At 31.6% G+C, this 12,784-nt stretch carries 15 protein-coding genes; 3 read left to right on the top strand and 12 right to left on the bottom strand.

The window, feature by feature from the left end; translation table 11 throughout:
* Positions 1-116 precede the first annotated feature (116 nt).
* The 7 genes from ABID96_RS04595 to ABID96_RS04565 all read right to left on the bottom strand — a co-directional run bounded on the left by ABID96_RS04595 (position 117) and on the right by ABID96_RS04565 (position 5,564).
* Entirely contained in the window at positions 117-1,514 is a 1,398-nt protein-coding gene (locus ABID96_RS04595; RefSeq protein WP_192601024.1) for a HAMP domain-containing sensor histidine kinase, read from the bottom strand.
* A 14-nt stretch (positions 1,515-1,528) separates the two neighbouring features.
* Positions 1,529-2,197, bottom strand: a complete 669-nt coding sequence (locus ABID96_RS04590; protein ID WP_192601023.1) for a response regulator transcription factor — start codon at positions 2,195-2,197, stop codon at positions 1,529-1,531.
* A gap of 275 nt (positions 2,198-2,472) precedes the next feature.
* On the bottom strand, positions 2,473-2,934 hold the full coding sequence (locus ABID96_RS04585; RefSeq protein ID WP_192601022.1) for a Gmad2 immunoglobulin-like domain-containing protein: 462 nt from the start codon (positions 2,932-2,934) through the stop codon (positions 2,473-2,475).
* Between the two features lie 60 nt (positions 2,935-2,994).
* Positions 2,995-3,573: a nucleotidyltransferase family protein gene (locus tag ABID96_RS04580; protein WP_192601021.1), complete on the bottom strand. Its 579-nt coding sequence runs from the start codon at positions 3,571-3,573 to the stop codon at positions 2,995-2,997.
* A gap of 102 nt (positions 3,574-3,675) precedes the next feature.
* Positions 3,676-4,587: an AEC family transporter gene (locus ABID96_RS04575; protein ID WP_192601020.1), complete on the bottom strand. Its 912-nt coding sequence runs from the start codon at positions 4,585-4,587 to the stop codon at positions 3,676-3,678.
* A 93-nt stretch (positions 4,588-4,680) separates the two neighbouring features.
* Positions 4,681-5,124 carry a DinB family protein gene (locus ABID96_RS04570; RefSeq protein ID WP_192601019.1) on the bottom strand — a complete coding sequence of 148 codons (444 nt, stop codon included), beginning with the start codon at positions 5,122-5,124 and terminating at the stop codon, positions 4,681-4,683.
* Positions 5,125-5,138: 14 nt separating this feature from the next.
* Entirely contained in the window at positions 5,139-5,564 is a 426-nt protein-coding gene (locus tag ABID96_RS04565; protein WP_192601018.1) for a cytidine deaminase, read from the bottom strand.
* A 186-nt stretch (positions 5,565-5,750) separates the two neighbouring features.
* Here ABID96_RS04565 and ABID96_RS04560 point away from each other — a divergent pair, with 186 nt between their 5' ends.
* On the top strand, positions 5,751-6,293 hold the full coding sequence (locus tag ABID96_RS04560; RefSeq protein WP_192601017.1) for a GNAT family N-acetyltransferase: 543 nt from the start codon (positions 5,751-5,753) through the stop codon (positions 6,291-6,293).
* A gap of 226 nt (positions 6,294-6,519) precedes the next feature.
* Here the strand turns inward: ABID96_RS04560 and ABID96_RS04555 are convergent, their stop codons facing one another.
* Positions 6,520-7,287 carry an SDR family oxidoreductase gene (locus ABID96_RS04555; protein ID WP_192601016.1) on the bottom strand — a complete coding sequence of 256 codons (768 nt, stop codon included), beginning with the start codon at positions 7,285-7,287 and terminating at the stop codon, positions 6,520-6,522.
* A gap of 28 nt (positions 7,288-7,315) precedes the next feature.
* Complete coding sequence (locus tag ABID96_RS04550) at positions 7,316-8,854, bottom strand: FAD-dependent oxidoreductase (RefSeq protein ID WP_483300550.1); 1,539 nt, start codon at positions 8,852-8,854, stop codon at positions 7,316-7,318.
* Positions 8,855-9,019: 165 nt separating this feature from the next.
* On the opposite strand from ABID96_RS04550, the gene hpt reads away from it, so the two are divergent.
* Positions 9,020-9,547 (top strand): hypoxanthine phosphoribosyltransferase, encoded by a 528-nt coding sequence (gene hpt, locus ABID96_RS04545; protein ID WP_192601015.1) that lies wholly within the window; start codon positions 9,020-9,022, stop codon positions 9,545-9,547.
* A 76-nt stretch (positions 9,548-9,623) separates the two neighbouring features.
* On the opposite strand, the gene ABID96_RS04540 is transcribed toward hpt, so the two are convergent.
* Both ABID96_RS04540 and ABID96_RS04535 read right to left on the bottom strand, forming a co-directional pair.
* On the bottom strand, positions 9,624-10,031 hold the full coding sequence (locus ABID96_RS04540; protein ID WP_192601014.1) for an NUDIX hydrolase: 408 nt from the start codon (positions 10,029-10,031) through the stop codon (positions 9,624-9,626).
* Positions 10,032-10,270: 239 nt separating this feature from the next.
* Positions 10,271-10,396, bottom strand: coding sequence for a hypothetical protein (locus ABID96_RS04535; protein WP_377896680.1), 126 nt, complete (start codon positions 10,394-10,396; stop codon positions 10,271-10,273).
* Between the two features lie 267 nt (positions 10,397-10,663).
* On the opposite strand from ABID96_RS04535, the gene ABID96_RS04530 reads away from it, so the two are divergent.
* Positions 10,664-11,923, top strand: coding sequence for a TolB family protein (locus ABID96_RS04530; protein WP_192601013.1), 1,260 nt, complete (start codon positions 10,664-10,666; stop codon positions 11,921-11,923).
* Between the two features lie 75 nt (positions 11,924-11,998).
* Here the strand turns inward: ABID96_RS04530 and ABID96_RS04525 are convergent, their stop codons facing one another.
* On the bottom strand, positions 11,999-12,775 hold the full coding sequence (locus ABID96_RS04525; protein ID WP_192602013.1) for a 2-phosphosulfolactate phosphatase: 777 nt from the start codon (positions 12,773-12,775) through the stop codon (positions 11,999-12,001).
* Positions 12,776-12,784 lie beyond the last annotated feature (9 nt).

The following is a 12,784-nucleotide window of genomic DNA, read 5'->3' as shown; positions in this document are numbered from 1 at the left end:
CCTCTCAAATTTAAAGAATTTTCATTTTATTCAACTGTACCATAAACAGTATGTAGAAACTATGTATATGTATTACTATATTTACACATAAAAAAAGACTTGTTCGTAAACAAGTCTTATTCGAAACGATATACAGCAAGTGTAATGATAGCAGTTGTCCCTTCGCCATATTCACTTGTAATTTCCAGACCTCCACCATAGTCATCAATCAGGTTTTTAGCAATTGAAAGTCCTAATCCATTCCCACCGTTTGCTCTGCTTCTTGCCTTATCGGCTCTATAAAATCGATCGAAAATATGTTTTAGATCTTCTTCAGAAATACCAATCCCATTATCTGTAACACGAATCTGAACATGTTGATCGCTTTGATTTACTAGGATATTGATTTTCGTTTCATCCTTACTATATTTCACAGCATTATCAAATAAAATAATTAAGACTTGCATTAAATGTTCTCGAGTAATATTTGCTTGATCAATATTTTCATTTTCTTGAACATAATCAATCTTCATATCCTCATGTAACAATCGATAATTATTTATTATCTCCTGAACAACCTCTAAGACATTACATGGTTCAAATTTAATAATCTCTTCATTACCTTTTTCAAGTTTAGATAACTGTAAAAGTTCATTCGTTAAGATAATCATTCGATTTGTTTCATTAATACAGGTATTCAAGGAATCTTCTAGAACTTTTTCATCCTTTTTACCCCAACGATTAACAAGAGATAAGTGACCGTGAATAATTGCCAAAGGCGTTCTCAGCTCATGCGAAGCATCTTCTACAAATCGTTTTTGTCTTGTAATGGATGCTTCTAACTCGTCCATCATTTTATTAAAGATTAAACCTAATTCTGACAATTCATCATTAATTTCACCAACAAAGACTCGCTCTTTCAGTTGGTTATTTTTAATTTTCAACATTGTATGATTTAAATTTTTAATTGGCTTTAATAATTTTTTAGATAAAAACCAACCGCTTATTATACTTAAAATCAGTGAGAAGATTGTACCAAAAATTAGAATAAAGAAGGATTCCTTCACAAACTTTGAGAAGATTTCAACGTTTATTGCTACTTCTAATATTCCATGAAACTTTCCATAATGCAGTGCTTTACTTGCAATCAATATCTCTTGATTGTGCAATCTATATTGTCTAAACTGACCAACACTATTTTTATCAATATCTATTTTTGGCATTTTTTGTGATACGGTATAAATCACTTTTCCGTTAGTATCTAATAATCGGATCATTTCATTATTTTGAATGATTTTTTCGAAATAATGTCTAGTGTCCATAATGAAGGTTTCATTTGATTGTTTTTTATTATATTCTTCGTCCATATAAGCTACAGTTTCAGTTAATCGTTTTTCAATTCTGTGATGTTGCTGATTGATAATTGAAACCTGTATTAGGAATAGTTGAATAATATTACATAATGTAAAAATGAAAACCATAAGCAAAACGATTGTAATCGTTATTTTCCATCTAATAGAAAGCTTATTGAACAAACCGAATTTCACCTCTACATTCTCATTACATACCCTGTACCTCTTACAGTGTGGATATACGTATTGTTCTTATCATCTAGTTTTGTTCTTAAATAACTAATATAAACATCTACAACATTTGTTTCAATTGTTGAGCCATAACCCCATACTGTTTCTAGTAAAATTTCTCTAGTTAAAACTCTGTTTACATTACTCATTAATAGATATAATAAATCGAACTCTTTTTTCGTTAAATCAATAATTGCCTCTTCTTTTTTTACAACTCTTGCAGCAGAATCTAAAGATAAATCTTTAAATTTTAAACAATGTATTTTTGTTGAACGATCAATTCTTCTAAAAATTGCACGCATATGAGCAAGTAGTTCTTCAATAACAAATGGTTTTGAAATATAATCGTCAGCTCCACTATCAAGACCAGAAATACGATCAAATACACTATCTCGTGCAGTAATCATTATGATTGGTGTATCTTTGTGAGCTCGTATTCTTCTACATACTTCTATTCCACTTAAATTTGGAAGCATCAAATCAAGTAAAATTAAATCATACTCATTCTCTATTGCTTGGTTTAATCCTTCTCTTCCATCATTTGAAATATGAACTTCATTTCCCTCATACTCCAATTCTAATCTAATAAAATTCGCTAATTCTTTTTCATCTTCTATAATTAATATTTTTTTCATTTATTTTATCCCTCATTTTTTTTATAATAACACTTATAAAATTATTCTTTGTCTTTAATAAGCATATCTGTAAAAAATGAAAACGAACTTATACCTTTTTTAAAATTCCATTAGAGTTTCATTAGAAATTTTTAATATAAGCGAACAATCTAGTTTATGTAAAAATTTACATTCTACTCATTTTATCATTATTTCGTAATGAAATTTGATTCCATATATGAAGATTTCTTTAAAATAAACAAAAAAGACTTTAGCATATAGCTAAAGTCTTTTTACTATCTTTCAAAATTTGTAAATTCAACTGGGATATTTAGTTCATTTTCTGCAGTACCATCTTTAGCACTTGCAACATAAATCGTTAATACGCCATTTGGGCTTGATGGTTGGTTATGACTAATCCTTATTTTAAAGCTTCCCCAATCAGGAGCACCTTTATCAGCCATAACACTTCCTTCAGCTAATACGTTATGCCCATCTTCCAAACGATACTTAAACATCGCTTCAAATACGCTCGCTGTTCCAACTACTTCAAAAACATTATTTACTGTTTCTTCTCTAACGATTGAAGTAACTTTAAAAACTTCATTTTCAGCTAAGATTTTATTCTCAACTGCTGGTTTCTTATCCTTATCTTCCACCGTTACCTTCCCATCCTTTTTACCATTGTCATTTGTTTGACAACCTGACATACAAAGAATGCTTACAATTGCCAAACTAATCAACAAATGTTTTTTCATTGCATAGCCCCCCTAATTATCTTATTAAAAACTAATTAAAATTGTTCTATGACTTATTCTTTATTTTTGATAGATTTCTTCGATTTGTAACATATGCCATTTTTGTTTCCAATTTTTCTGAAGTAATCGTGCTTCAAATATTTCAATTGCCCCTCTACTATTTAAGAATTGTGGTGAAGGTTTTATGATGCCATTAATGGCATCATCTATTCCACATGGCGCTGTTAAAATGATCTCATCCATCTCATTTAACTTTACGCCAAGTGCTGTTGCAGTTTCTGGAAACTTTGATATAGCATCAACACATGATTGATAAGGTTGGATATTATTTTTCAAATGCATTCTTGCTTCATTTTTAACCGACCATGGCATATCCATTCTTAAGTCCTTTAATATTTCTTCGTATTTCTTTTCAACTGATTCATCTAAATTTGTTGGATCAAAATAAATAACATCAATATCTTCAAGTCTTGTTCTTTCTTCAAATCCATGTAAATTGTCCCAAATTTTAGAACGTACAAAACCAGCACAAATCCACCAATCAGGTAGGTGTAACATTTTTGCAGTTTTTAAAATGTCCATCATCCACACATCTTCTTTGATTAACTTCATAATATCTTCCTCGGTTTTACAATCCATTCTAAACTCCTTTTGAACACATCAAACTTCATTCTCTTGATGATTGATAGAAAACACATAAAGTTCAAAGTGATTTGTCTTAAAGAGCACAACACTTTGAACTTAAAATAGAATATCGGAAAGTTGAATAATAATTGGTATAGTGACACTACTAATGATTGTAGAAGATATCACTGTTTGTGCCGCAAAACTAGCGTGTGGTCCTTTAAAGGATAATAATGCACTATTTCTCGAGCTTGGAAAAGCACTTCCAATAAATAACGCTTTTGCAATAACGCCCTCAAATCCAAAGATTAATATGATTCCATATGCTAATAATGGAGCACCAATTAATCTTAGAAAATTGCTAAGTCCTAAATTAGCCCAATCAATATCATTACCAGATTCCGCTAATTGAGCACCTAAAGATATTAATGCAAATGGTGCAAAAGCAGCTGTAATCGGATCAAAAACTGAAACAATCCCATCAGACAATTCCACGTGAGATAACTGGAGGATAAACCCTAATACCACACTATATAAGATTGGAAGTTTTAACATTTTTATGATTGCTTGCTTCATTTTTACAGTTGCTTCTGCATTATAAATTCCAACAGTAAATGTCATGATATTTTGAAACAGGACGATTAAGACTCCAATACTCATTGCAAATGGATCATTTTTAAATACTAAAGCATTAACTGGCAGGCCTAGATTGCCGGAATTATTTAATGCAATACTATTGGCAAACGCCCCTCTCATACTTGGCTCAATGCCTCTTATTCTACAAGCTATTAATGAAATAAAAGACATTAAGGCGAACTGTATTATCAAAAATAGCAGAATGCTACCTGCTACTTCACCAGATAAAGGACTACTATACATTTTCATAAATACAGCAACAGGTAAAAATAAATAGACTAATAGAGTCGTTAATGTGCTTAAGTTCAATTTGAATATTTTGTTAAATGTATACCCTAATATGACATAAAAAAATAATGGTACCATGACTTCTAATAATAGATGAATAAACACTTTTTACGCCTTCTCTCATTTACTTCATTGTAAAACGTATGTTGTTTTGATCTAGCTATATATTGTCAAAAAGGTTGAAGTCCAAGTAGCAATTTAGATAACATCCAGGATTTGTTTTTGATGGTGTAAATCGTGTTCAATAAAACCACCCAAATACTGTAGAATTGTTAAATTACGATAAAATGGTGTTTGAATTTTTTGAACATCATAATTCTCAACATACTCAATCAATTTTTGACGATTCACTGCAAATTCATTTAAAATCGTTTCTTTTGAATGAATTTTAGCATATTCAGCAGCAGTATTATTGAACTTTTCTACATCAGGGCTAATTGGAAAATCTTCATTCTCAATGGCTAATCGATGTTCAATAATGTATAAATCCCACGCACTTAAATGAGAGATTATTTCAGCAACAGTCCATTTATTTTCTGCAACTGGTTTTCGCCATTTTTCTTCTGACAGTTCATTTAATGAATGAACCCATAAGCTCACATGACGATTGTGTTTTAATAGTTGTTCTTTTGTAATTGGCATCATCTTCCCCCCATTTAACTCTCTCTTTTATACTTTAATGGAATCAGTTCATGAATTTTCACTTTGACAATTTCACCTTTATCTTCAATAATCACAAAGCAATTTGGTGAGTAATCAGAAATTAGTTCTCTGCACATTCCGCACGGACTTACTACTTTTATCTCTCTATTTACTTCATCTGAATATGGATGTCTTACCGCTACGATCGTATCAAATCCTTTGTCCCCATCAGAGATTGCTTTTCCAATCGTAATGGCTTCAGCACAAACTGATACCCTACCGATATATGCCTCTATATGTACTGCAGAAATGACCTTTCCAAATTTTGTACGAATTGCAGCTCCTACATGATGCCTATCATCTTCATATAACGAAATGATTTTTTCTTTTGCAGCCTCTATTAATTCATAATCTTCATGTGTTAGTTGATACTTTTCCATCGAATATCCTTCTTTCATTGCAAGATATGGTGTTTGATAATAATTTTTGGTTACTTTTATTTGTGGAAGTTAACTCTTTATTTATTTCTTCATTATGGAAAACAGTCCTCTTTTTCATATCGGTTATAGAGGATTTCATTTTACGAAAAACGAATTACATCTTGTTAGGATATAGGAGGAATAAAGATGATTTTTCAAAATAGTCAATTAAAGGTAAGACTAATCAATGAAAATGACATACCATATTTGGTTAAATGGCTATCAGATCAAAATGTACTTCAATATTATGAAGGCAGAGATAACCCATTTGATGAGGAAAAAGTACGTTCTGTTTTTATAAACAAAGAAGAGTCGGTCACCATGTGTATTGTTGAATATGAGAAGAAAGAAATAGGATATATTCAATATTATGAATTAGATGATGAAGGTAAAGTAGAGTATGGGTATGAGAATACATCTGAAAAACTTTATGGAATGGATCAATTTATCGGAGAGGTAGATTATTGGAATAAAGGAATTGGTAGCCAACTTGTCACAGCAATGATTGATTATTTAACAAAGAAACTAAATGCAGACAAAATCGTTATGGATCCTCAAACATGGAATGAACGGGCAATTGCTTGTTATATGAAGTGTGGCTTTAAAAAAGTAAAAATTCTTCCAAAACATGAATTTCATGAAGGGGAATTTAAAGACTGTTATGTGATGGAATATTGTAGAAATAAATAGAGAATGCGTTGATTTCCACTCCAGGATACTCGCTTTCCATGGGGCGTGAGCTTGAGCCTCCCATAGGGTCGAGCACCTTCCGTTTCAATCATTATGTTTTAATGTGAGGCATCTAAGAGCTTTTTTACCCCTACCTTCTTTTATCAATAAGACTTACTTTTAATGGTTGATATAAAAACGAAAAAGGTCATATCCTTAGTTTTTACTAGAATATGACCTTTTTTATTTATCTTCTAAATCCACCTTCTGAGTGTAGGATTTGACCTGTGATCCATTCACCATCATCACTGACTAAAAACTTTATCAATCTTGCCACGTCTGTGGGCTCCCCTATTCGTCCTAATGGAAATGATGGAAGAATATGATTTTTGATTTCATCAGTCATCCAACCTGTATTTGTTGGACCTGGATTTACAGCATTTACTGTAATCCCTAAAGTTGCAACTTCAGCTGATAGGGTGATTGTTAATGCATCAATTGCACCCTTTGTTGTTGCATATGCAAGTTCTCCCGGCATCGGTCCTTTAAATTGGCCAGATGTTAGATTGATAATTCTACCGCCATTTTTATATTTAAAATGTCTAGCAAATAAGATACTTAATAATGTAGTAGCACGAATATTTATATCATAATGATTGTTTAAGTCTTGTGCAGTCAAATTAGAAAAATCATTACTTGTAGAATAAGCGGCATTATTTATTAAAATACTTGGATAACCAAGTTCATTTATTACTTGCTGAAATAGTTGATTCGGCGCATCTTCTTTTGATAAATCAATTTCAAGTGATGCAACTCTTACACCTTTTGCGCTGCATTCATCTTTTAGTATTTGAGGTTCATCATGCTCGATTCCCCAAGGCATTTCTTGATCGTATGATGTCCAATAGGTAAAAAATATATCATATCCTTCATCAGCTAATTGACGGCAAATGGCAGCACCAATCCCGTTTAATCTACTGGCACCAGTAATAATTGCTATTTTATTTTGATTCATTCGTTTCTCCTCAAAATTTCTTCTATATTTATTGGGTAAAGACTTGCTTTAATGGCTGATCGGCAGGACCTTCAAGTACCTCACCATAAATTGAAAATCTAGATCCATGGCAAGGACAATCCCATGATTTTTCTCCATTATTCCATTCAACTTCACAGCCTAAATGGGTACAGGTTGTATCAACACAATGTACCTTTCCATTTACATCTTTATACGCTCCTACTCGTTTCCCATCAAGCGATACAACAGATCCTTCATCATTATATAATTCTTCTATTTTTCTAGAAACTGGCTCTAGTTTCCCTTCGATTAAGTGTTTAGCCACATCAATATTTTGCATCAAGAAATGCTTAATGCTAGGGTTAGCTTGAAATCTAGAAGGAGAGAATAATTCTGCATTTGGAGCGTCCTTTTCTAAAATTAAATTACTAATTAATTTGGCAGAAACTGTACCATTTGTCATTCCCCACTTACGGAATCCAGTGGCAACATAAATATTATGATGATTTTCTGAATATCGACCAATGTAAGGAACATTATCTAAAGTCACTAAGTCTTGTGTTGACCATCTATATTTCACATCTTCAATACCAAAGACTTCATCACCAAATTGTTTCAAATTCTCATAAAAACTCATTGTACGAGTTTCTACGCCTGTTTTATGACCTTCTCCTCCAATCAACACTAATTCTTCATTATTATATTGTATTGTTCTTAGTGATCTTTTTGGATCTTCTGCACTTAAATACATTCCTTTAGGGAACGGTGTTTTAAGTTTAGCTGCTAATACGTATGAACGGTCTGCATGCATTTTTGCAAAAAACAATTTCATACCATCATAGAAAGGAAAATGAGATGCACTCACAACATGCTTACATTTAATTCTCTTTCCACTTTGCGTAATGACTTGTGCTATTTTACCAGGCTCTACATCAATTGCAACAGTTTCCTCATATACACGTAATCCTTTTTCAATAGATTCCTTTAGCATGTGAATTAAATATTTTAATGGATGGAACTGTGCTTGATTTTTCATTGATATTGAAAACTTTGATTGTAAAGGTAAAGCTGTACTTTCAGAACTAGCCGAGTCGATTCCTAGTAAATCATAAGCTTTTAATTCTTTATGTAAATTATTTACATATTGATCTGAATTTGTATAAATAATCGCATCTCGAATCTCTAAATTACAGTCTATTTGATTATCAGTACTGTATTTTTTTATAAAATCCATGGCATCTTTTGAGGATTCATAATAGATTCTTGCCTTCTCTAGTCCAAAATTTTGAATTAACTCATCATAGATTAAATCATGTTGCGCCGTTACTTTTGCAGTCGTATGACCAGTCGTGCCATTCAAAATTTTATTAGCGTCTAGAATTGCAACCTTCATCCCTGCTTGTGTTAAAAAGTAGGCAGTTGAAATTCCGGTAATTCCTGCACCAACAATAACAACATCAAACTCTTCATCTTCTGTATATGGTTGAAAGGAAGGGACATTTAAACCACTTCTCCACATAGGCTTAGAATGTTTCGGTAAGCCATTGTAGTCAATTTTTTCATTCATGTAATAACCTCCATAATTAGTATATGGCTATTATTACCAAACTGAAGTCACTTCATTAATAAACATATAACTTAGTAATAAACACTATTAATTGGTTATAATGAAACTGTCTTTATGAAAATTTAAAAGTTTAATAAACCATTAATTTTGTAAGGAGGAATACAAATGCCATATAGAATAAAAGATACGCTAATTTCTGAATCTGATTTGAAACAAAGAGTAAAACAAATTGCCGAAGAAATAGAAAGGGATTTTAACAATGAATCTATTGTAATGATTGTTGTACTAAAAGGTTCTTTTGTTTTTGCAGCTGACTTAATTAGAGAAATGGATAGTGATATTAATGTAGATTTTATTTCCGTCTCAAGCTATAGTGACCAAACAGAATCTACTGGTAAAGTGAAACTATTAAAGGACCTTGACTCAAATATTACAAACAAAAATGTAGTTGTGATTGAGGACATCATTGATAGCGGGTTAACCTTGCATTTCTTAAAGGATCATCTTCAATTACATAAACCACGAAACATTAAGATTTGTACTTTATTGGACAAGCCTGAACGAAGAAAAATTGACTTGCCTGTTGATTACGTCGGATTCGTCATTCCTGATGAATTCATCGTTGGCTATGGAATTGACTATGCACAAAAATATAGAAACCTCCCATATATAGCAACAGTAGAAGAGTACTAGGAAATTTTTAAATTAAGGATTAGGGCCGATTGTTATCATTCGAACGGCTCTTTTTTATTTACAAGTAATTGTTAAATTACAGATTCTCATCTAATAAATCTAAAATAAGTTTTAAATCCTCTGGGAATGACAGTTCTAATTTTTTCACTTCTTCAGCTGACTTCCAAGCAATATCATGTATAAGCTGATCAGGATCTTGAATCTTTGCTTCTCCCCCAATCACTTCAATTTTAAAAAAGTGTACTTCAACTGTTACTCCAAAAGACGATCCTTCTTTAATGAATAATGGTTTGATAATACGAATATCATATCCTGTTTCTTCTCTTAATTCTCTAATACAACACTCTTCAAGTGTTTCTCCTATTTCTAATCCTCCTGAAGGAACAGACCATAATTTCTTCTCGTCTGATGCTCCTTGAAGTACCATTAAAACTTGATTTGATTCATTTATACAAATACCAGCTGCGCCGATCCATTTATTCATAAAAACACTCACTTCTTTATTTGATTTTTCAAAAAGTCAGTCTAACGTATTATAATAAAACCATTATGATAAATGTACATTTTATGAACACCTCCATTATTTTTGTTCATTTTTACGAATCATTATCTTTAACTCAACCATTTAACTATTTCTAGTTAGAAGAAATAATTACCTACAAAAATCTCTTAAATTTTAGCAAAATTTAAGATTTAAAAAACCATCATTTCAGATGGTTTAGTCTAATAGATTTTCTTAATACCTTTTAATTCACGAATTTCATCTTCTAATAAACTGATTCTCTTATTCAGTTTATAAAACATCGGGAGAAATAAAATGACTAACACCACACACATAATAATCCACATTTGATATACCTCCTTTTTCTTTTAAATTCTTTAATAAACCTTCAATATAAAAAATTTTTTATTCAACTATTTTCTGAATATTGTTGTTTTGGATTGAATTAAACCTGGAGTTGCCATCAAATAACGCATTCTTAAATAGCTACAATGATTACCAAAACATTCCTTTTCATTAAGTATTTATGGATGCTTTTATTCAGTAAAAACAAAATTGATATTTCCATATAGAGTAGGGAAAAATATACAAAATTTGAATAAAGAGGTGAACAAATGCAGAAGAAAATATTCATCATCATGATGACATTTGTTTATTTACTTTTTCCTAATCTAACCCATGCAGAAACTGAAAACACTTCTTTAAAGATTGTTTATGTAAAAGATGGGTATTTATGGACAAAAATAAATAACAAAGATCAAAAAATTACCAATAAACCAGCAGTTTATCATTCCCCTCCCCAGTGGTCATTTGACGGACAATTTATTTTATATCAAAAAGAAATTACTCAGAGCTCAACGGAATCATATCCGACTCAATCTGAAATTTGGGTTTATAATTTAAAAACAAAAAAACATACTTTGATTTTTAATGATGGATCAAATCCAAAATGGTCTCCTACTCAAAATGTTGTTGCCTTCTTAGATGGTGGAGTATTAAATGTTTCTGACTTTAAACAATTCTACAATATAGCACTTGGTGTAGATGATTTTAATTGGTTCCCTGATGGTAAAAGCTTTATAGCATCATCAAGTGCCTCTCTCCACCCTGATGGTTGGACAAACCCTATTCTATATAAAATACCTTTACCAAATGATTTAAAAAATCATAAAATGTTAACCGAAAATGTATATCAGTTTTTTGTCATTCCAAAGGATTTAAAAAAAGGAAATGTAAGTATCCCTTCAATTAATGCCAGTAGTTTCGAATTTTCACCAAATCAAAAATGGATATCCTTTATAGTTAGCCCAACAGCTTCGTGGTCCATGGATAGTAATTTTCTATGTATCATTTCAACCGATGGAAAAATCTTTGAAATACAAGATGAAGTCATTTTTCAAGTTGATGAACCAAAATGGGCAAATCAGAAGAATATATTAGGTTATATTGCCGGTGGCGGAAGATTAGTAGCTGGTTTTAAAAATAAAGATTTAAAAGTTACAGAAATGCCAGCGTTTACTTCTACAAATTTAACGCCACCTAATTTTGCAGAATTAGGATTTACATGGTGTAATGATTCTACATTAATTGTGTCACGTGTCGTTGAAAGTGAGTGGTCCAATGATCCGAAAAAGAGACCAAAACCTGCTTTATTTCTTGTAAATATTCATGAACCAAACCAACTGAAAATTACAATTCCGACTAAAAACTTAGGAGACTATAGCCCAGTCTATTCCACTTCTTTAAATAAAATTACCTGGGTAAGAAAGAGCGATTTAGAAATTGAAGGCGATTTATGGATGGCTGATTTGAATGGTAAAAATCCTAAAATACTAATCAAAAAAGTTGGATTGTATTCTATTTTTAATAAATAGAATTTTTAGTCCCTCGATATAGAGTGTAAATCAATATGATCTGCTATACGGTTAAAACAAAAAGGATGAAAATATTCATCCTTTTTTAGTTGCGTACCCTAAATTTGAGGCATCTACAAAAGACCCATTTCGTAAAATTGGTACAGTCTGATATTTATTCATTTGACTGCAATGTATCACGTCTGCTTCATATCCTTTTTCACGAAGTTCTCGACCACTTCCACAATCCCACACTAACTCACTTATTCGATCTTTAGAATGTTCATATGCGCCGATACAAACTTCTGCTTCCGGTGATTTCGTTCCACTTAATTCAGATAATATTGCACCTGCACCTAAATAATCTTCAATTGATGGGCGTAGACTATCCTCGTTCTCTCTTATTTCATTCCAAAGTTCACCACATGGAATGACAGTGATATTAGCTTTTGTTTCATGTTTTAATCGTTTTGCAATCCTTGCAACTGCTGAATAGTTTAGTAAAGATCCAATTAATAAAGCAGGTACTTTTGTCGCAATCCAGGAGCAAAATGCACCATTTAGCGAGCTTAAAACGTATTTTTGATTTGCATGTTGTTCATTGAATGAGACTGGAGATAGAGTTGGTCTACCAAGGATTACTGCTTCTTTTCTTCCAAGTATGTAATCCGCTCCTAGATTTTTTGCATATAAATGTCCATCTAAATTTGGCGGATAAGGATAAATGATTGCTCCTTTATTTACAGCTGAAACAACTGTCGAAGAAAAACTTAGTACATCTACTACAATTGTAATATCGCATCGCTCGGCAGCCTCTCTTGCACCACGTTTTCCCCATTCTACACGGCATTCAAAAGGAGATTGATCAAACATAGTTTCACC

The sequence above is a fragment of the Gottfriedia sp. OAE603 genome (assembly GCF_040543965.1).
Classification (GTDB): Bacteria; Bacillota; Bacilli; order Bacillales; family Bacillaceae_G; genus Gottfriedia; species Gottfriedia solisilvae.
Note: the sequence above shows the minus strand (reverse complement) of the source record. Positions and strands in the feature narration are given on the sequence as shown.

Bases quoted from the DNA above. Each gene is read 5' to 3' on its own strand.
- ABID96_RS04590 (WP_192601023.1), bottom strand. From the start codon at position 2,197: ATGAAAAAAATATTAATTATAGAAGATGAAAAAGAATTAGCGAATTTT.
- ABID96_RS04585 (WP_192601022.1), bottom strand. From the start codon at position 2,934: ATGAAAAAACATTTGTTGATTAGTTTGGCAATTGTAAGCATTCTTTGT.
- ABID96_RS04580 (WP_192601021.1), bottom strand. From the start codon at position 3,573: ATGGATTGTAAAACCGAGGAAGATATTATGAAGTTAATCAAAGAAGAT.
- ABID96_RS04570 (WP_192601019.1), bottom strand. From the start codon at position 5,124: ATGCCAATTACAAAAGAACAACTATTAAAACACAATCGTCATGTGAGC.
- ABID96_RS04565 (WP_192601018.1), bottom strand. From the start codon at position 5,564: ATGGAAAAGTATCAACTAACACATGAAGATTATGAATTAATAGAGGCT.
- ABID96_RS04560 (WP_192601017.1), top strand. From the start codon at position 5,751: ATGATTTTTCAAAATAGTCAATTAAAGGTAAGACTAATCAATGAAAAT.
- ABID96_RS04555 (WP_192601016.1), bottom strand. From the start codon at position 7,287: ATGAATCAAAATAAAATAGCAATTATTACTGGTGCCAGTAGATTAAAC.
- ABID96_RS04550 (WP_483300550.1), bottom strand. From the start codon at position 8,854: ATGAATGAAAAAATTGACTACAATGGCTTACCGAAACATTCTAAGCCT.
- hpt (WP_192601015.1), top strand. From the start codon at position 9,020: ATGCCATATAGAATAAAAGATACGCTAATTTCTGAATCTGATTTGAAA.
- ABID96_RS04540 (WP_192601014.1), bottom strand. From the start codon at position 10,031: ATGAATAAATGGATCGGCGCAGCTGGTATTTGTATAAATGAATCAAAT.
- ABID96_RS04535 (WP_377896680.1), bottom strand. From the start codon at position 10,396: ATGTGGATTATTATGTGTGTGGTGTTAGTCATTTTATTTCTCCCGATG.
- ABID96_RS04530 (WP_192601013.1), top strand. From the start codon at position 10,664: ATGCAGAAGAAAATATTCATCATCATGATGACATTTGTTTATTTACTT.
- ABID96_RS04525 (WP_192602013.1), bottom strand. From the start codon at position 12,775: ATGTTTGATCAATCTCCTTTTGAATGCCGTGTAGAATGGGGAAAACGT.